Source organism: Saccharopolyspora sp. NPDC000995 (assembly GCF_053599315.1).
The window spans coordinates 40,902-58,539 of record NZ_JBSFLZ010000002.1 but is presented as its reverse complement, the minus strand read 5'-3'; the positions used below and the strand labels follow the sequence as shown (position 1 = coordinate 58,539).

The following is a 17,638-nucleotide window of genomic DNA, read 5'->3' as shown; positions in this document are numbered from 1 at the left end:
AAACCGAGCCGATCAACTCGTGTCGCCCGTGCGCTGGTCGAATGCCCGCGAGGGCTGGCAGACTCACCGCCCGTGCGGGCTGTTTCGGTGCGTTCCGGCGCGAGCGCCCACGACCTGGCAGCGACCCCGCTGCGGGCCGGGGTCGGCGGGCCCTCCGTGGTCGCCGACCGGTCCCGGTGGCGCTCGACCAAAACCCGGGGGACCAGCCAGAACACTGTCTACTCGGGACTTCGCGAGATCCGCGGCGTCCACTTTGGAAACATCGAGTAGCAGTCCGGCGACCCGCCACAACGGACCCCAAGGCAAGGAGTGCGAAGTGACCGACGTACTGCTGACCCAGGACACCGATGGTGTGCGTCTGCTCACGCTGAACCGGCCGGAGTCGTTCAACTCGTTCGACGTCGCCCTCAAGCAGGCGCTGATCGCCGCGCTGCGGGAGGCGGCCGCCGACGACTCGGTGCGGGCGGTGGTGATCACGGGTGCGGGGAAGGCATTCTGCGCGGGGCAGGACCTCAAGGAGCACGTCGCGCTGCTGAACTCCGGCCACCCGGCACCGCTGAACACGGTCGAGGAGCACTACAACCCGATCATCCGGGCCGTGACGAGCATGCCGAAGCCGGTGATCGCCGCGGTCAACGGCACCGCGGCCGGGGCGGGCGCATCGCTGGCCTACGCGTGCGATCTGCGGGTGGCCGCGACGAACGCGAAGTTCCTGATGGCCTTCGCCAACGTCGGGCTGTCCACGGACTCCGGCGCGTCCTGGACGCTGCCCCGGTTGATCGGCTACGGCCGGGCGATGGAGATGCTGCTGCTTGCTGAGCCGGTGGCCGCCGAGGACGCGCTGCGGATCGGCATGGTGAACCGGGTCGTGGACGCCGGCGAAGCCGTTGCGGCGGCCACCGAACTGGCCACCCGGATGGCAGCCGGGCCGACCAGCGCCTACGCCCGCATCAAGGAGGCGATGCTGGCGGCGGCGGCCGAAGGCCTGGCCGAGGCGCTGGCGGTGGAGGCTGGCGCGCAGGCGGAGGCCGGGGCGACGGCCGACCACCGGGAGGCTGTCGCGGCCTTCGTCGAGAAGCGCACCCCCCGCTTCACCGGCCGCTGAGCCAGCCATTTTCGCAGTTCAGCGCCCGTGGGTACGTGCGGGCCACAGCGCCCAGAAGAAATTCCTGGGCGTCCACCCGGCGGGCGCTGGAGCGCTACCTGCACCGCTGCGCGGGGCGCGCTAGCAATTCTCATCAGTTCGCGCGCCAGCAGTCGGCCAAATGGTCGTCGACCATGCCCGTGGCCTGCATCAGCGCATAGCAGGTGGTGGGGCCTACGAAGGCGAAGCCGCGGCGCTTGAGCTCCTTCGCCATCGCCGTCGACTCCGGGGTGGTGGCCGGGATGTCGCCGGCCGTGGCCGGACGCCGCTCGCGGCGTTCGGGGGCGAACGACCAGAGCAGCTCGTCCAGCGGGCGGTCCAGGCGGAGCACAGCGCCGGCGTTGCGGATCGCCGCGTCGATCTTCGCCCGGTTCCGGACGATGCCCGCGTCGGCCAGTAACCGGTGCCGGTCGGCGTCGCCGAAGGCCGCCACCCGCTCCGGGTCGAACCCGGCGAACGCCAGCCGGAACGCCGCCCGCTTGCGCAGGATCGTCAGCCAGGACAGCCCGGACTGGAACGCCTCCAAGGTGATCCGCTCGAACAGCTCCGGACCGCCGTGCAGCGGGATTCCCCACTCGCGGTCGTGGTACTCGGTGTAGTCGGCGGGCCCCACGCCCCATGGGCAGCGCGCCCAGCCGTCCGCCCCGACCACCGCATCGGACTCAGCCACGTTCCCCACCACCCGCGTAGTCGCGGCAGAACACCGCGAAGGCGCTCAGCGACCGGCGCATGCCCCAGACGAACAGCGGTCGCACCACCGGCCAGACCAGCGCGCCGCCGAATGGCAGGGTCAGCCGTTCCCACCACAGGAACGTCGATGCCTCGTTCCCGCAGCGGACCACATCGAATCCGCCGTCCCCGACGATCAGCTGCCCGTGGTGGCGCACCCGGCAGCTCTGCGGCGGCCGCCATTCGACGATCTCCATCCGGTCCACGACGCCAAACCCGCGGTAGCCGGTCACCGCCACCAGCTGCGCCCCCGGCCCGCCGGGACCGCCGAGCGCATGCACCTCGGTGCCCAGCATCCACTCGCCCTGCCGCGCCCAGTCCGTCGCCGCCGCCCACACCACCTCGGGCGGCGCGTCGACCGGCACGCTCAACCGCAGCTCGACCGGGCGCACCGGTCAGTCCTCCGGCTCGTCGGGACGCCCGGCGCGGGCTTCCTGCAGCTGCTCGCCGGCCGCGTCGAGCTGCCGCTCCAGCACCGCGATCCGGCCGTGCAGTTCGTCGAGCTCCCCGGCGAGGCGCTCCAACGCCCAGTCCACCTCCGACGCCTTGTAGCCGCGGAAGACCTGCTGGAAGCGCAGCGCGCGCACGTCGGAGCCCTCGACGTCGGCGGGGGGCAGGCGGGTCGGGGTCGAGCCCGGCGGCAGCGGCGCCAGCTGCTCGCCGCGTCCGAAGACCAGCGAGGCCAGCAGGTAGATCACCGCAGCGACCGCGAGCACCACGAACAGGTAGATGAGCGCACTAGCCACGGTCGTCAATCGTGGCACGAACGGCGAACCGCCGCGGCCACGGTCACGTCTTGGCGGGAGCCGCTTCGAGCACGCCCTCGATGGCGGATGTGAACTCGCGCCATGCGCGGCGCTCGGCCTGCAGCGTCTGCACACCCGTCTGGGTCAAGCGGTAGGTGCGGCGCTGCCGGCCGCCGACGGTGCTCCAGGTGCTCTGCACGTACGCTGCGCGCTCCAATCGGCGCAGCGCGGGATACACAGTCCCGGTGGGGAGATCAAGGGCGCCGCCACTGCGTTCCTGCAGCGCCTCGATGATCGCGTAACCATGCAGGGCCCTGCCGTCGAGCGTGGCCAGCAGCAGGGCGTCCAGGTGGCCGCGGAGCGCATCAGCCTTCACAAGTAGCGACTCTACGGTCATTTGCGACCACTGTCACCGGCCATACACAAGAGGACCTAAGTCCTTTCGCGATCCGGACCCCCGATGACGTCCATCACACCCTCCCGGGGGTGCGCCGTTCGGGTGGCGCAAAGCCGAAAACCCGTTGACATCGCCGGGATCCGACACACGGCGGAGTCGGACGTGCCGGGCCAGTGATCAGGAGTCGTCTGCCGTACCCAAGGACAGTTCCCAGGATGCGACCACCGGTTCCTCGCGACTGGACGCCGCGACGACCTTCGCTCCGCGGCAGAAGGCCCTCGACCGGCTGCGCTCCTACCTCGTGGTGCTCATCGACGTGATCGAGCAGCACCCGGAGGTGACCTTGGAACGCTATGAGGCGCATTGGCGCCTGGAGGAGCTCGTCGAGGAGTTGGCCCGAACGCCCCTGAGCGCGCCGCAGGTCCAATCCTGGTGGCGCCGCGGGTCCAATCCCGGTGGCTGCGCCTGGCGCCGGTGCTCAGCAAGGTGCGACCGGACGTGCCGATCGCGATCCTCACCCAGCTCGTGAAGCAGTCCGTCGGCGACCTCTGACCACCAGTTTCAATTGGAACCGGGGAGACTCAGGCCAGGGCTCGCAGGACCTGTTCCGGCGGGTGGGTGCCGGCGATGGCCGCGACCATCTCCACCGTTCGGCGGGTTTCCACCACGTGGTGCGCGCGGAAGACCCGGGCGCCGCCCCAGGCCGCGATCGCGGTGGCCGCCAGCGTGCCCTCCAGCCGCTCCATGACCTCCGCGCCCAGGGTTTCGCCGATGAAGTCCTTGTTCGACAACGCCATCAGCACCGGCCAGCCGGTCGCCACCAACTCGCCGATCCGCCGCAGCAGCGCCAGGCCGTGCCAGGTGTTCTTGCCGAAGTCGTGGGTCGGGTCGATCAGCACACCGTGCGCGGGCACCCCGAGGCGCACCATCCACTCGGCCCGCTCGACGAGTTCGGCGGTCACCTCGGCGACCACGTCGGCGTAGCGGGGCCGGTACGGATCGGTGCGCGGCGGCAGGCCGCCGGTATGCGAGCACACGACGCCGACCCCGAACTCGGCGGCCACCTCGGCGAGCTTCGGGTCGGCGCCCGCCCAGGTGTCGTTGAGCAGGTCTGCCCCCGCCTCGCACACCTGGCGGGCCACGTCGTGGCGCCAGGTGTCGACGCTGATCACCAGGCCCGGGTGGCGTTCCCGGACTGCGGCGACGAACGGCGCCACCCGCCGGACCTCCTCGCCGACGTCCACCACCTCGCCCTGCGCCCCGGCGCGGACCCCGCCGATGTCGACGATGTCCGCGCCGTCGGCGACGGCTTGGTCCACGGCGGTGGTGGCTGCGTCGGTCTCGAAGGTGCGACCCCGGTCGAAGAACGAGTCGCGGGTGCGGTTGACGATCGCCATCACCAGCGGTCGGTCCTGGGGCATGTCCTTGTCGCGGAACCGGAGTGGTTGCACAACTGCAGATCCTGGCACGTCGCCAGGACCGAGCGGTATGCGGATCGGCTTGCGCAGCGGTGCAGCTAGCGGAACACCAGCGGCCGCCTCGACCCGGCTTGTGCATGACGAAAACGCGGCAGCGGGACTGTCCTGGCGAGACGGCCGCTGAGAAGCCGCGGCGGCGCGAGTTGCGTACGTGGCGAAAGAAAAAGCGGCTAACACCGCTTGCTTGACGCCCACCGGCCGTTCCGCGCGCCGCGCCGCCCCTGGCTTTGGTCCGGGAGGGTCATGGGGCGCAGGCGTCCAAGGCTTCGTCGACGTCGTTGGCCACCGTGAGCACGTCCAGCGAATGCTGGGTCGCGAAACCGGTGTTCACCAGGCCGTGCAGCCAGTCCATCAGCCCGCGGTAGTGCCCATCGGGGTCCAGCAGCACGACTGGCTTGGCGTGCATGCCGATGTAGCGGGCCGTCCAGATCTCGAACAGCTCCTCGCAGGTGCCGATGCCGCCGGGCAGCGCGAGGAACGCCGTCGAGTGCGCGTCCATCAGGCCCTTGCGCTCCCGCATCGTGTCCACGACCAGCAGCTCGTCGGCCTCGGTGTCGGCGACCTCGCGATCCACCAGGGCGCGCGGGATGACACCGACGGTCCGGCCGCCACCGGCCCGCGCCGCCCGGGCGACCTCGCCCATCATCGACACCCGGCCGCCGCCGGAGACCAGCGTCCAGCCGCGCTTGGCGATCTTGGTGCCCACCTCGGCGGCGAGGTCCAGGTGGTGCTGCGGCACCGGGCGCGACGCGCAGTAGACGCAGACCGCATTGTCCACAGTGGTCTCCCCGGCGATGTTCCCCAGTTCGGATCCAGCGCTGCTCAATGAGTGGCCTCCCACGCCTCGTACGCCTCCTGCACGATGGCGACCGCGTCGTCGATGTCGTCGGTGAGGTGCAGCAGCGCGAGATCCTTGTCGCCGATCTTGCCCGCGCCGTGCATGCTGTCCCGGATCCAGTCGTACAAACCCTGCCAGTAGGACTTGCCGAACAGCACCACCGGGAACTTCGTGACCTTCTTCGTCTGCACCAGGGTCAGCGACTCGAACAGCTCGTCCATGGTGCCGAAACCGCCGGGCAGGCAGACGAAGGCTTGCGCGTACTTGATGAACATCGTCTTGCGGACGAAGAAGTAGCGGAAGTTGACGCCGAGATCCACCCACGGGTTAAGGCCCTGCTCGAACGGCAGCTCGATGCCGAGCCCGATGGACAGCCCGCCAGCCTCCGACGCGCCGCGGTTGACGGCCTCCATAGCCCCCGGTCCGCCGCCGGTGATCACCGCGCACCCGATCCTGGCCAGCGCAGCGCCGACTTCGACGCCGACTGCGTACTCTGGGTGTTCCCGGGGGGTCCGCGCCGAACCGAACACGGTCACCGCGCGCGGCACCTCGGCTAGCGCGCCGAAGCCCTCCACGAACTCGGACTGGATGCGCATCACCCGCCACGGATCGGTGTGCACCCAGTCAGACGGGCCGCGCGAGTCCAGCAGCCGCTGGTCGGTGGTGGTCTGCTCGCTCAACCTCGCCCGGCGCAGCACCACGGGTCCGCGTTGCTTCTCCTGGGGGCGTTCCGAGCCATTCGGCTCGCCCCACACGCCTTCGATTGTCATGCGGTCGAGAGTACGCACGGGCGATCGGCGGCCAACGCGTGCCCGCCCAGAGAAATGCCTGTTCACGAGGGATTCACACGAGCGTGCAGCGGCGTACGATACGAAGAAAAGATCTAGTGGCGCCGGCGACGCCGGCCGCGCACACCACGCAGATCCGCCTCGATCTACGCAGGCGCCGGAGCGGGTCGCCGGGCACGACCAGAATCGAGCCCGGGAGCCAGCCATGCTCATCGAACTGCTGATCCTCATCATCGCCCTGGGTGTTATCTACGTAGCCGCGAGCGTCAAGGTCATCAAGCAGTATGAGCGCGGCGTCGTGTTCCGCTTCGGCCGCCTGCAGGAGCTCACCCGCGGACCAGGGCTGACGACGATCGTCCCGGTGATGGACCGAATGCGGAAGGTCAACTTGCAGATCGTCACCATGCCGGTGCCGGCCCAGGAAGGCATCACCCGCGACAACGTGACCGTCCGGGTGGACGCGGTCGTCTACTTCAAGGTCGAGGACCCTGCGCGCGCAATCGTCAACGTCGAGGACTACCTGTTCGCCGTCGGCCAGGTCGCGCAGACTTCGCTGCGCTCGATCATCGGCAAGAGCGACCTGGACGACCTGCTGTCCAACCGCGAACGGCTCAACCAGGGCCTGGAACTGATGATCGACAACCCGGCGCTGGGCTGGGGCGTGCACATCGACCGGGTGGAGATCAAGGACGTCTCGCTGCCGGAGTCCATGAAGCGCTCGATCGCCCGCCAGGCCGAAGCGGAACGCGAAAGGCGTTCGCGAGTCATCTCGGCGGACGGCGAGTTCCAGGCGTCCCGCAGGCTCGCCGACGCGGCACACGTCATGGCCGACACCCCGGCCGCGCTCCAACTGCGCCTCCTGGAAACGGTCGTCGAAGTGGCCGCGGAGAAGAACTCCACGCTGGTGCTGCCCTTCCCGGTCGAGCTCCTGCAGTTCGTCGACACCGCGAAGCACATCGGCGCCGCCATGAGCGGAGGCGCAGCCCCGAGCGAGGAGCCCGCGAAGCAGCCGGTGGAGCTCACCGACGCGGAGCGGGAGGCGGCGGAGCTTCCCGCGGCGGGGCCGGAGGCAGCACAACTGCCGCAGCAACGCGAGGAAACCGACGGCCGGAGGGCGAGCACGACGAAGCCGGCGGAGCGCTCGGAGAGCGCAGGCAGCGGCGAGGAGTCGATGCGGCAACGCCTGATCCCGCAGGGTGAGCCGAGTGAGCGGCACCCGTGACCGAATTGCCTGGTCACAAATGTCCCTCAGGATCACGAGAGGAAGCGGTGGAGGACCTCGGCGCAGTGGCGGATCTCGGCCGTCGCAACGTGCTCCTGCCTGGTGTGGGCCAAGGTCGGTGAGCCCGGGCCGAAATTCACCGCGGGCAGGCCGCGGGCCGCGAAGCGGGCCACGTCGGTCCAGCCGAGCTTCGCAACCGGCTGCGCGCCGGAGGCCTCGACCAGCTGTGCCGCCGCCGGGGCGGTCAAACCTGGCAGCGCGCCCGGGGCCCCATCGACCACCGCGACCTCAAAGCCGTCGAAGACCTCGCGGAGGTGGGCTTCGGCTTCAGCCAGCGACTTGTCCGGGGCGAACCGGTGGTTGACCGACACCACGCACTCGTCCGGCACCACATTGCCCGCGACACCGCCGTCGATCCGCACCGCCTGGAGGCCTTCCCGGAATTGCAGGCCGTCGATCACCGGGTTGCGCGGCGTGTAGTCGACCAGCCGCTGCAGCACCGGGTGCGCCGCGTGGATCGCGTTCACCCCCATCCATGCCCGAGCCGTGTGCGCACGGGTGCCCGTGGTGCGGACCTCCACCCGCATGGTGCCCTGGCAGCCCGCCTCGATCGCGGCGTTCGACGGCTCGCACACCACTGCGAGGTCGCCGGCCAGCCAGTCCGGCAGTTCCCGCTCGATGCGGTTGAGGCCGTTGCGCTCGGCTTCCACTTCCTCGCAGTCGTAGAACACGAAAGTCAGGTCGTGGCGCGGTTCGGTGAGGGTTGCGGCGAGGTACAGCATGACCGCGTCGCCGCCCTTCATGTCGACCGTGCCGCAGCCGTGCAGGACCTCCTCGGCGCCCGACCCGGTGCGCCGCAGCGGGAGGTTGTCGTTGATCGGCACGGTGTCCAGGTGTCCGGCCAGCACCACCCGCGAATCCCGGCCGAGGTTCGTCCGCGCCAGCACAGCGTCGCCGTTGCGCAGCACTTCGAGGTGCGGCGCTTGGGCGCGCAACGCCTGCTCCACCGCATCGGCGATGGCTTTCTCCCCGCCGGAAACGCTGGGGATGTCTACCAGCGCGGCGGTGAGCTCGACGGGGTCAGCGGTGATGTCAAACGACGCAGTCACGCCCCGGAGGCTACCCGGGAGGGCTCCGTTTCCGCTGGTAGGGCCCGTGAGCACCGCTGAGCGCCACCGCAGGAGGAACGCACTCACGGGACCTGAACAGCAGAAACGAAATTCGCCGGACGTCGGGAACGGATGGGAACCGGATCCGCGCAACCACCGTCCAACGCGTGATCATCACGCTAGGCTGCCGCCGCTGGAGGTGGGCATGGATTACACGGCAAATCCCGACGCGCTCAGGAAGGCTGGGGCGAGCGCGAAATCGGCCGGCGAACAGGCCGGGCAGGTCAAGCTCGGACCCCCGACCGAGGACATCGCCGAGGCGATGCCCGGCGGCAAGTCCGAAGGCGCGGCGAAGCAGGTCGCGCAGAGCTGGGAGAAGGCGATCAAGTCCTGGAGCGAGGCCGCCATCCAGCACGGCGATTCGCTGAACGCGACCGCCGAGGAGTACCAGAACTCCGACGAGTCCAGCGCGGCCGACATAGGCCGCCTCGAAGCACCGGCCGAAAGGTAGGCAGCGAAATGGTGTCCTACGCAGGTGTGCGTCGCTGGAAACCGGAGGGCCTCGACGCCGTCCACAACGACCTCGGCAAGCGCCGCTACGACCTGATCAACCTGCAGGACGAGCTGGACGGCGCCAAGAACCCCGAGCGCTGGACCGGGAAAGCCGCCGACGGCTCGGCCAAGCAGCACGAGAAGCTGATATCGGACATGCGCTCGCTGGTGGCCGAGGTCTCCACCGTGCGGGTCGCGGTCGCCGCGGCGGCTGACGACGTCGCCAGGATCAAGCAGCAGATCCAGCAGGCCGACCACGAGGCGCAGGCCAACGGCTTCGAGATCACCGAAGAGGGCGGTGTCAAGGACGTCAAGCCGCCGCAGGACGTGCCGGAAGACCAGTTGGAGCAGGTCAAGCAACAGCGAATCCAGGTCCGCGACAAGCTGGTCGAGACGATCGAGAAGATCCTCGACGAGGCGCAACGCACCGACGCCGAACTCGCCAAGGCGCTGACCTCAGCGGAGAAGGACGAGATCAAGCCCGGCAACGGCGATTCCCTGGCCGATGCCGCGAACACCGACGACATCAATGCCCTCTCGGAGTCCGCCGGGAAACCGGAGGACGACTCGCCGAAGGCCGCAGCCCAGTGGTGGAAGTCGCTGTCCGACGAGCAGCGCGCGGCGCTGCGCGAGAACCCGCCCGAATGGCTGGGCAACCGCGACGGCATCCCCGCGGAGGTCCGCGACGAGACCAACCGCGGCCGGATCGACGACATGCGCGGCGACCTGCAGGCAGCGAAGGCGAAGCTGGAGCAGGGCGGCGTTTCCGAGGACGAGAAGGAAAAGCTCCAGCAGGTCAACGACAAGCTCAAGTCCCTCGACGAGGTCGAGAAGACCATCGCCAAGGAGAACCCGCCGCGCCAGTTGCTGGTGCTCGACAGCAGCGGCGAGCGGATGAAGGCCGCCGTGGCGGTGGGCGATGTGGACACCGCCGACCACGTCTCGGTGTTCAACCCCGGCTACACGACGACGGTCCAGGGCAGCCTCGGCGACTACGACTCGAAGATGCAGGAACTGGTCAAAGAATCGAAGACCGAACTAAACCGCAACGGCAGGGACGACAGCGTCGCCGCGGTGGCCTGGCTGGGCTACGAGGCCCCGCAGAAGTCCGAGGACACGGACGTTTTCGGCGATTCGGTGGTCAGCCCCAACTCCGCCCAGGAAGGCGGGGAGAAGCTGAACAACTTCTACAAGGGCATCAACGAGTCCCGCGACACCGACCCGCACCTGACGGCTATCGGGCACTCCTACGGCTCCACCACCACCGGCTACGCCCTGCAGGGCGGCGGCCACGGCGTCGACGACGCGATCATCTTCGGCTCCCCCGGCGTCGGTACGAATGACATCGGGGACCTCCACGTCCCGGAGGGACACGCCTACCGGCTGGAAGCCAAGGACGACCCGGTCGCGGACTTCGCCCGGTTCGGCGGCGACCCGTCCCACATGGACGGTTTCAAGGACCTGTCAACCGAGAAGTCGGCCGAGGGCAAGGGCGTCGAGGGCCACAGCGATTACCTGGAACCCGACACCACCAGCCAGCACAACATGGCTTCAGTGGTCGCGGGCTTGCCGGAGGACACCGTGGCGGGCAAGACCAACGGCGTCGGCGATGTGATCTCCTACGTGCCGCACCAAGCCCAGGAAGCAGGCTCCGCGATCTACGACTTCGGCGAGAAGACGGTGTCCGGCACCAAGGGCCTGGGTGAGAAGACGGTATCCGGCATCAAGGACCTCTTCTCATGAGAAAACTCATCCTGTCCGTCCTCTGCGGTCTGCTGGCCACCAGCTGCGCGAGCGGACCTGAACCGTCCGACGGGGGAAACGTGTCAGACCCGCACAGCATGTTGCAGCACCGACCGTCCATGGAAGAGATCACCTCGCGCTACGAGGAGACGCAGCAGAAGCTGCGGGATCGGCTGTCCGCCGATCTCGGCCTCGCGACGCCGTGGATCAACAAGGGCGACCGCGGCCAGGCGGCCTGCCAGGGCAAGGAGCTCTCGCACGTCGACGGCGCCGAAGAGCACAGCCTGGACACCTGGGTCTACGAGGGCAACATCCCGGACAGCCAGTGGGGCCGGGCTCAGCAGATCGCCATCGACGTCACCAAGGAGTACGGCTTCAAGGAGCTGGAGATCGTGGTGAACCGGCCTGGCGACCACAAGGTCGAGATGCGGGACGACTTCGGCGCGAAGCTTCAGTTCGGCACCAAGGTGAACACGATCTTGAACGTCCGCACCGGCTGTCACCTGCTCCAGTCAGCCAAGGGCCGACCCCGGTAGCGGTCGCCGGCCGAGTCCTTCGGGTTGCTGCGGTAGCCCGAAGGACTCACGGCCGAGTCTCCGCAGCACCCGAGCACTTCGAAAGACAAGGCAGCATCGACCCCGGCGCGGGCGACACCCTCGCGGCCGCCTCGATGCAGACCATGGCGGCAGCCGCCAAACCTCCGGCCGACGGCGGTCCGGCGGAGAACGCCAAATGGTGGAAGTGGTTGTCGGACGCCGAACGCGAGGCGTATTTCAAGAATCCGCCCGCCTGGCTCGGCAACCGCGACGGCATCCCGGCCGAGGTCCGCGACAAGGCCAAGCGCGCCCGCGTAGACGACGAGCGCTGCGCGCGGCAAGGGCGGAAGGCCGAACTGCAAAAGGGCGGATCAACGCCTCACGGGAGGATGACCCGCACCTCACCGCGATCGGCCAATCCTACGGCTCCACGATCCCCGGATACGCGATGCAGCGCGAGGGCTACGGCGTCGACGACGCGCTGTTCTCCGGTTCGCCCGGCGTGGGCACCGACGATGTGAAGGACCTCAGGGTGCCGGCCGGGCACTCGTACCGGATCGAGGCGAACAACGACTGGTGGCCGACCTGGGCCGCTTCGGCGGCGACCCCAGCCAGCTGGACGGGGATGACCGGCCTGTCCGCGAAGGCTCCGAGCACGGCAAGGGAGTCGAGGGTCACAGGCAGCTACTTCACCACCGGCAGTACCAGCCAGAACATGAGCACCGTGGTGGCCGGAGTCCCGGATCGGGCGGTCAAGGACGATGGCCGCGGCATCGGCGACATGATCTCCGGCATCATCTCCTGAGGCGACCGCCGCCAGCACCGACCCGACGGGGGAATCGTGGAAGACCCGCGCAGCCTGCTCCACCAGCGCCCCAGCATCGAGGAGATCAGCGAGCGCTACGAACAGATGCAGCAGCGACTGCTGGACCGCCTCAACACAGAGGTCGGGCCGCTGTCGTGGGCGATGTCGGACCCGGTCAGCCGGGCTGGCTGCACCGAGTTCCCGGACGTCTTCGACGCGGAGAGCCGGGTGCTGGAGTCGTGGCGGGCGCCCGGCAACCTCCCGGACGACCAGTGGCCACTGGCCGTGGAGATCGTCCAGGAGATTACCGTCGAGTACGGCTTCGGCGAGCCCGAAATCATCGTCAACCGCAGCGGCGACCACGAGATCATCGGCAATGATCAGTACGGCGCGGTCTACCAGTTCGGCACCGCAGCCGACACGGTGCTGATGATCACCACAGGCTGTCACCTGCTCGCCGCCGCAAAGGGCTGAAAGCCTGTTTCCACACTCGTGTCGCGTAGCGATGCGGGTAGCGGAACCTAAGCCGCCGACCGGGCTGCGCCGATCCCGACTACCCCGCCCTAGCCTCTGGCACCCACGGGCCGTCCGGCGCGCCCGGTGAGACCCACCCCTGCGGGCCGCCGCCACCTGCGCCGATTACCGTTCCCGGTATGAGTGCACAGTCTCCCGACCCGCAGACCACGGGTGCCCACGGCGTGGGCCTGGCCACCGTGACCGACGACGGCACGGTGCTGGACACCTGGTTCCCCACCGTCAAGCTCGGCGAGCCGGGGCAGTCCGGAACCACGCGGCTGACCGCCGAGCAGGCAGCCGAGTCCCTTGGCGAGGCCGGGGCAGCCCTGCTCGGACGGGACGAGGCCCGCGGGGTCGAGGTCGTCGCGGTGCGCACCGAGATCAGTCGGCTCTCCGACGAGCCGGTCGACGCGCACGACATCTACCTGCGCCTGCACCTGCTGTCGCACCGCCTGGTCCGCCCGCACGGGCAGAACCTCGACGGGATGTTCGGCCTGCTCGCCAACGTCGTGTGGACCAACCACGGCCCGTGCCCGGTGGAGGGCTTCGAGGCAACCCGGCTGCGACTGCGGGCGCGCGGCGCAGTCACCGTCTACAGCGTCGACAAGTTCCCACGCATGGTCGACTACGTCGTGCCGTCCGGGATCCGCATCGGCGACGCCGACCGGGTCCGGCTGGGCGCGCACCTCGCCAGCGGCACCACCGTGATGCACGAGGGCTTCGTCAACTTCAACGCCGGCACGCTGGGCGCGTCGATGGTGGAGGGCCGGATCTCGGCCGGGGTCGTCGTCGGCGACGGCTCCGACGTCGGGGGCGGCGGCTCGATCATGGGCACCCTCTCCGGCGGCGGCAAGGAGGTCATCTCCATCGGCGAGCGCTGCCTGATCGGCGCCAACGGCGGCGTGGGCATCTCGCTGGGCGACGACTGCGTCGTGGAAGCGGGCCTGTACCTCACGGCGGGCACGAAGGTGACACTGCCGGACGGCACCATCACCAAGGCCCTGGAACTGTCCGGCTCGGATGGCCTGCTGTACCGCCGCAACTCCACCACCGGAACGATCGAGGTCACCGCCCGCACTGGCGGAAAGGTGGAGCTAAACGCGGCGCTCCACGCCAACGACTGACCCGAACGGGCTTCCGGCACCACGAAGGGCGCCTTCGACCGACCTCGGGCCGGGGCGGGTTCTAGCGATCCCCGCAACACCCTGGATTTAAGGGTGTTGCGGGGATCGTGGTTTCTGAGGTAATTCGGCAGCACATGCCTTTGCCGCCTCGAGTTGCCTGATGGTGCCTCAGCATTGCGTGCGTTTGTCACGACCAACGATCAGCTCGCAGCCTGACACGGCCACCACACGTCCTGACAAGATCCACAAACCAAAAAACCACTGGTCAGAGCACATACGCTCCCAGATGGGGCCCTTCACCGGCAATCCGGGCGGTTTCCACTGGATGTATTAGGCATCGCGCGGGGCGGTCGGTTTTATCATTGGCAATGGCTACCAGCTGGCAGCAACGAGACCTGACGAGCGTTGTCGAACTGCCCGCCGAGCCCTTGGCGGCCGATCGGCGGGCGCCCCTCGCCGAGCACATCCGGGCCGGGTTGGACGCCCGCCTGCGCGCCCTGATCGCGCACGATCCTGGCACCAGACGAGGCGAAGATCCCGAGGAACTGCACCAGATGCGGGTATCGGTGCGCCGGATGCGCGCGATGCTGCTGTCCGGCCGACCGTTGCTCGATCAGGACTGGTCGGAGCCGCTGCGCGCGGAGCTGGGCTGGCTGGGCAAGGCGCTGGGCCCGGTCCGCGATCTCGACGTATTGCTGGAGCGGCTCCGCGAGGAGAGCGCCGACCTCCCGGCCGACGAGCGCGCCGCAGCGGACCGGCTGATTTCCGGGCTGGAGGCCGAGCACGGCCTCGCGCGAGTCGCGATGCTCACCGCGCTGGACAGCGACCGGTACCTGGCCCTGCTCCGTCGGGTCGCCGACGCGCTCCGCTGCGGACTGCCGACTCCGGAGTCCGATATGGACGCTGAGCGCGAGCTGCGCAGGCTGGTGGTCGGCCAGTTCCGCAAACTCCGGAAGTCCGTTGCACAGCTACCGGAAGTGCCCGCCGACGACGAACTGCACGCGCTGCGCATCCGGGGCAAGCGGGTGCGCTACACCGCGGAGCTGGCGCAGCCCGCGTTCGGGAAACCGATGCAGCAGCTGATCAAGGCGGCGCGGCAGTTCCAGGACGTGCTCGGGGAACACCAAGATGCCTGCGTCGCGGAGGAGCGCGTCCGCGCTCTGCTCAGCAACCTGGGCGAAGACGTCGACGCCGCGGTCGCCTTCGTGGCGGGGCGCCTGGTCGAGCGCGAACAGACGCGCAAGGCAGCACGCCGAACCCAGTGGAAATCGGCTTGGGAAGACCTGGACACCGCGGCCGCGGCGATCTGACGGCGCTTCCCCCTGACAAAGCGCCTGTGAGTGCTTTTAGGCGCTATAGAGGACTATAGAGGACCAATGCCCGGCATCGGGGCTGTCCTCGCCAGAGACGTCTGAGAACCCGCAGGGGTGCAAGTGTCGTAGGTGGGCTAAGCGGCTGGCGCCGCTTCAAAGACAAAAGCCCGGCCTACCACATCCCGGACGGCCACTTCCAAAACAGCCCCTACAGCACCCAGCACTCACGGGGCTGAACAGGTCATTCACCCAGGCGCTTGGCGACTGCGGCGATGCGCTCATCCGTCGCCGTCAGGGCGATGCGGACGTGGCGGTCGCCCGCCGGACCGTAGAAGGTGCCCGGCGCGACGAGAATTCCCCGCTGCGCCAACCAATCCACCGTCTGCCAAGCATCGTCACCGCGGGTCGCCCACAGGTACAGGCCCGCCTGCGAGTGCTCGATGCGGAACCCCGCCGCCTCCAGCGCGGGCCGCAGCACCGCCCGCCGCGCCGCGTAGAGCTCGCGCTGCGCGCTCACATGCGCGTCGTCGCTCAGCGCCGCAGTGATCGCCTCCTGCACCGGGCGCGGAACGAGCATCCCCGCGTGCTTGCGCAGCTCCAGCAGGCGCCCAACCAGATCCGGATCGCCAGTGATGAAACCGGCGCGATACCCCGCCAGGTTCGAGGACTTCGACAGCGAATGCAAAGCGAGCACGCCGCGGAAGTCGGAGCTCACCGAGGGGTGCAGAACCGACACCGGTTCGGCTTCCCACCCGAGCGCGAGGTAGCACTCGTCGGAGGCCACCACCGCGCCGAGTTCCCGCGCCGCCCGAACCGAGTCGGCGAGCCGCTGCGCGCCCAGCACCCGCCCGGTCGGGTTGGACGGGGAATTCAGCCACAGCAAAGCGGTTCCGGCAGGGGGTAGCTCACCGGGCGCGAGCCGGACCACCTCGGCGCCGGCGATCTTCGCGCCCACCTCGTAGGTCGGGTAGGCCAGGTCCGGGATCGCGACGATGTCACCGGGCCGGACGCCGAGCAACGTCGGCAGCCAGGCCACCAGTTCCTTCGAGCCGATGGTCGGCACCACCGCGTCCGGCGCCAGGCCGGTTACGCCGTGGCGCCGGTGCAGCGCGGCGACGGCGGCTTCGCGCAGCTCCGGGGTGCCGTGCGTGGTTGGGTAGCCCGGCTGGTCGGCCACCGCCGACAACGCCCGCTGCAGGTTCTCCGGCACCGGGTCGACCGGCGTGCCGACCGAGAGGTTGACGATGCCGTCCGGATGCGACCGGGCTGTGGCGGTCTGAGCCGCCAGCGAGTCCCACGGGAAGTCCGGCAGCTGCGGGCCCCGGGGTCCGGGCGCCGGGGCGCCCGGACCGGTTTCGGAGCTCATTCGCCCTGCGGGGGCAGGCTCTTGATGGGCTCGACGTCCTTGTCGACCTTGCCCACCTTCGCGGCACCGCCCGGCGAGCCCAGCTCGTCGAAGAAGTCCACGTTCGCCTTGGTGTAGGCGGCCCACTCCTCCGGCACGTCGTCCTCGTAGTAGATGGCCTCCACCGGGCAGACCGGTTCGCAGGCACCGCAGTCGACGCACTCATCGGGGTGGATGTAGAGCATCCGCCCGCCCTCGTAGATGCAATCGACAGGGCATTCCTCAATGCATGCCTTGTCGAGCACGTCGACGCAGGGCTCGGCGATCACGTAGGTCACGGTTGCTCTCCTGCTCGAAGCGTTATCCTACTCGCGCTCAGGAACCTCCTGAGGCGACTGCTGACAGTATCTCTCGTACCCGCCCTGGGCACGTAACTGGTCCCACAGCGCGGGAGCCGGACCGACTCTACGATGCCGGGTTAACGGCGTAAACCATTGCCCCGCAACCACTGCGCGCCGAGCCGCCCGACCTTGCGCAGAGCCGATCTTTCGCCCAGGTAGCCACCTACGACGCCGACGACCGGGACGCTGCCGAGCAAGTCGTGGCAGAAGCGGCCCTGCGGTCGCTTGTCGAGTTCCGAATCGATCTCCCACAGTGCACGTGCCATTCGCCACACCGTGCGCGCGACCGCCTTCGGCGTCGGCTGGCCGTGCTCCCGGCGCGAAGCCTCGATGTCCTCGGTGAGTTCCGAGACCCGTTCGTCGTCCTCGGCGTGCCCCGCCGCGAGCTCAGCCGAGAGCTCGCGTTCGAGCAGCACCTCCGCGATCAGCTGCACCTTCACGGCCTGGTCGGTCACACCGTGCTCGGCGGCGATGGCGCACAACACCAAGCCCTGCCCTGTGATGCCGACAGCGTTGCGGATCGGCAGCCGCGATGTGATCACCCCGCCGAACCGGGGCAGCCCGGCGACCAGCGCAAGGAACCTCCCGACCCGCGATGCCCACCAGTCACAGCGATCCTCGACGGACATCGCATACCAGGCGGAACTGCCGGGCAGTTGCATCCCGTCGAGCTGGCGCAGGACCTTCCGCAGCGCCCCGTCGGACTCACCCACCTCCAGCTCCCCGGTCCGGCCGCGCAGCCGCAGCGGATCCGACTCGCGCAAGGCATCAAGCACCGGCGCGGTCGCTCGCACGAACGGCCGCAGCACGGCCGCGATCCGCTCGTCGGTCAACACCTCAGCCATCGCCGCT

General features: G+C 69.2%; 19 protein-coding genes and 1 pseudogene. 9 read left to right on the top strand and 11 right to left on the bottom strand.

Annotated elements, in window-relative coordinates:
• Nucleotides 1–316: 316 nt before the first annotated feature.
• Complete coding sequence (locus tag ACWDKQ_RS01635; RefSeq protein WP_450136833.1) at nt 317–1,105, top strand: enoyl-CoA hydratase-related protein; 789 nt, start codon at nt 317–319, stop codon at nt 1,103–1,105.
• A gap of 133 nt (nt 1,106–1,238) precedes the next feature.
• On the opposite strand, the gene ACWDKQ_RS01630 is transcribed toward ACWDKQ_RS01635, so the two are convergent.
• From ACWDKQ_RS01630 to ACWDKQ_RS01600, 7 genes are all read right to left on the bottom strand, one after another.
• On the bottom strand, nt 1,239–1,814 hold the full coding sequence (locus ACWDKQ_RS01630) for a DNA-3-methyladenine glycosylase I (RefSeq protein ID WP_450136832.1): 576 nt from the start codon (nt 1,812–1,814) through the stop codon (nt 1,239–1,241).
• A complete protein-coding gene (locus ACWDKQ_RS01625) occupies nt 1,807–2,265 on the bottom strand; it encodes an SRPBCC family protein (RefSeq protein ID WP_450136831.1) in 459 nt (152 codons plus the stop codon). Before ACWDKQ_RS01625 ends, ACWDKQ_RS01630 begins: the two co-directional genes overlap by 8 nt.
• A 3-nt stretch (nt 2,266–2,268) precedes the next feature.
• Nucleotides 2,269–2,619: a DivIVA domain-containing protein gene (locus ACWDKQ_RS01620; RefSeq protein WP_450136830.1), complete on the bottom strand. Its 351-nt coding sequence runs from the start codon at nt 2,617–2,619 to the stop codon at nt 2,269–2,271.
• 43 nt (nt 2,620–2,662) lie between these two features.
• Complete coding sequence (locus ACWDKQ_RS01615; protein ID WP_450136888.1) at nt 2,663–2,995, bottom strand: PadR family transcriptional regulator; 333 nt, start codon at nt 2,993–2,995, stop codon at nt 2,663–2,665.
• Nucleotides 2,996–3,597: 602 nt separating this feature from the next.
• Complete coding sequence (gene folP, locus ACWDKQ_RS01610) at nt 3,598–4,437, bottom strand: dihydropteroate synthase (RefSeq protein ID WP_450136887.1); 840 nt, start codon at nt 4,435–4,437, stop codon at nt 3,598–3,600.
• Between the two features lie 298 nt (nt 4,438–4,735).
• The gene (locus ACWDKQ_RS01605) at nt 4,736–5,320 is read right to left on the bottom strand and encodes an LOG family protein (protein WP_450136829.1); all 585 of its coding nucleotides are present in this window, start codon (nt 5,318–5,320) and stop codon (nt 4,736–4,738) included.
• A complete protein-coding gene (locus tag ACWDKQ_RS01600; RefSeq protein ID WP_450136886.1) occupies nt 5,317–6,102 on the bottom strand; it encodes an LOG family protein in 786 nt (261 codons plus the stop codon). The genes ACWDKQ_RS01605 and ACWDKQ_RS01600 overlap by 4 nt, the downstream gene beginning before the upstream one ends.
• A gap of 223 nt (nt 6,103–6,325) precedes the next feature.
• On the opposite strand from ACWDKQ_RS01600, the gene ACWDKQ_RS01595 reads away from it, so the two are divergent.
• On the top strand, nt 6,326–7,342 hold the full coding sequence (locus tag ACWDKQ_RS01595; protein ID WP_450136828.1) for a slipin family protein: 1,017 nt from the start codon (nt 6,326–6,328) through the stop codon (nt 7,340–7,342).
• 32 nt (nt 7,343–7,374) lie between these two features.
• Here the strand turns inward: ACWDKQ_RS01595 and dapE are convergent, their stop codons facing one another.
• Nucleotides 7,375–8,451: a succinyl-diaminopimelate desuccinylase gene (gene dapE / locus ACWDKQ_RS01590; protein ID WP_450136827.1), complete on the bottom strand. Its 1,077-nt coding sequence runs from the start codon at nt 8,449–8,451 to the stop codon at nt 7,375–7,377.
• A 205-nt stretch (nt 8,452–8,656) separates the two neighbouring features.
• On the opposite strand from dapE, the gene ACWDKQ_RS01585 reads away from it, so the two are divergent.
• The 7 genes and pseudogenes from ACWDKQ_RS01585 to ACWDKQ_RS01555 all read left to right on the top strand — a co-directional run bounded on the left by ACWDKQ_RS01585 (nt 8,657) and on the right by ACWDKQ_RS01555 (nt 15,037).
• Nucleotides 8,657–8,962, top strand: a complete 306-nt coding sequence (locus ACWDKQ_RS01585) for a hypothetical protein (RefSeq protein ID WP_450136826.1) — start codon at nt 8,657–8,659, stop codon at nt 8,960–8,962.
• Between the two features lie 8 nt (nt 8,963–8,970).
• Entirely contained in the window at nt 8,971–10,746 is a 1,776-nt protein-coding gene (locus ACWDKQ_RS01580; protein ID WP_450136825.1) for an alpha/beta hydrolase, read from the top strand.
• On the top strand, nt 10,743–11,282 hold the full coding sequence (locus tag ACWDKQ_RS01575; protein WP_450136824.1) for an LppA family lipoprotein: 540 nt from the start codon (nt 10,743–10,745) through the stop codon (nt 11,280–11,282). Before ACWDKQ_RS01580 ends, ACWDKQ_RS01575 begins: the two co-directional genes overlap by 4 nt.
• A gap of 196 nt (nt 11,283–11,478) precedes the next feature.
• Complete coding sequence (locus tag ACWDKQ_RS01570) at nt 11,479–12,087, top strand: alpha/beta hydrolase (protein ID WP_450136823.1); 609 nt, start codon at nt 11,479–11,481, stop codon at nt 12,085–12,087.
• 18 nt (nt 12,088–12,105) lie between these two features.
• A pseudogene (locus ACWDKQ_RS01565) lies at nt 12,106–12,561 on the top strand (LppA family lipoprotein); the annotation flags it as partial.
• Nucleotides 12,562–12,740: 179 nt separating this feature from the next.
• Nucleotides 12,741–13,727 (top strand): 2,3,4,5-tetrahydropyridine-2,6-dicarboxylate N-succinyltransferase, encoded by a 987-nt coding sequence (gene dapD, locus ACWDKQ_RS01560; protein ID WP_450136822.1) that lies wholly within the window; start codon nt 12,741–12,743, stop codon nt 13,725–13,727.
• Nucleotides 13,728–14,095: 368 nt separating this feature from the next.
• On the top strand, nt 14,096–15,037 hold the full coding sequence (locus tag ACWDKQ_RS01555) for a CHAD domain-containing protein (protein ID WP_450136821.1): 942 nt from the start codon (nt 14,096–14,098) through the stop codon (nt 15,035–15,037).
• 244 nt (nt 15,038–15,281) lie between these two features.
• On the opposite strand, the gene dapC is transcribed toward ACWDKQ_RS01555, so the two are convergent.
• From dapC to ACWDKQ_RS01540, 3 genes are all read right to left on the bottom strand, one after another.
• On the bottom strand, nt 15,282–16,406 hold the full coding sequence (gene dapC, locus ACWDKQ_RS01550; protein WP_450136820.1) for a succinyldiaminopimelate transaminase: 1,125 nt from the start codon (nt 16,404–16,406) through the stop codon (nt 15,282–15,284).
• Nucleotides 16,403–16,723 (bottom strand): ferredoxin, encoded by a 321-nt coding sequence (gene fdxA, locus ACWDKQ_RS01545; protein ID WP_010694171.1) that lies wholly within the window; start codon nt 16,721–16,723, stop codon nt 16,403–16,405. The genes dapC and fdxA overlap by 4 nt, the downstream gene beginning before the upstream one ends.
• Before the next feature lie 140 nt (nt 16,724–16,863).
• On the bottom strand, nt 16,864–17,631 hold the full coding sequence (locus tag ACWDKQ_RS01540) for a hypothetical protein (protein ID WP_450136819.1): 768 nt from the start codon (nt 17,629–17,631) through the stop codon (nt 16,864–16,866).
• Between the last annotated feature and the right edge of the window lie 7 nt (nt 17,632–17,638).

Coding starts and splice junctions, on each gene's coding strand:
- folP (WP_450136887.1), bottom strand. CDS start 4,437: ATGCCCCAGGACCGACCGCTGGTGATGGCGATCGTCAACCGCACCCGC.
- ACWDKQ_RS01600 (WP_450136886.1), bottom strand. CDS start 6,102: ATGACAATCGAAGGCGTGTGGGGCGAGCCGAATGGCTCGGAACGCCCC.
- ACWDKQ_RS01595 (WP_450136828.1), top strand. CDS start 6,326: ATGCTCATCGAACTGCTGATCCTCATCATCGCCCTGGGTGTTATCTAC.
- ACWDKQ_RS01585 (WP_450136826.1), top strand. CDS start 8,657: ATGGATTACACGGCAAATCCCGACGCGCTCAGGAAGGCTGGGGCGAGC.
- ACWDKQ_RS01580 (WP_450136825.1), top strand. CDS start 8,971: ATGGTGTCCTACGCAGGTGTGCGTCGCTGGAAACCGGAGGGCCTCGAC.
- ACWDKQ_RS01575 (WP_450136824.1), top strand. CDS start 10,743: ATGAGAAAACTCATCCTGTCCGTCCTCTGCGGTCTGCTGGCCACCAGC.
- ACWDKQ_RS01570 (WP_450136823.1), top strand. CDS start 11,479: ATGGTGGAAGTGGTTGTCGGACGCCGAACGCGAGGCGTATTTCAAGAA.
- dapD (WP_450136822.1), top strand. CDS start 12,741: ATGAGTGCACAGTCTCCCGACCCGCAGACCACGGGTGCCCACGGCGTG.
- ACWDKQ_RS01555 (WP_450136821.1), top strand. CDS start 14,096: ATGGCTACCAGCTGGCAGCAACGAGACCTGACGAGCGTTGTCGAACTG.
- dapC (WP_450136820.1), bottom strand. CDS start 16,406: ATGAGCTCCGAAACCGGTCCGGGCGCCCCGGCGCCCGGACCCCGGGGC.
- ACWDKQ_RS01540 (WP_450136819.1), bottom strand. CDS start 17,631: ATGGCTGAGGTGTTGACCGACGAGCGGATCGCGGCCGTGCTGCGGCCG.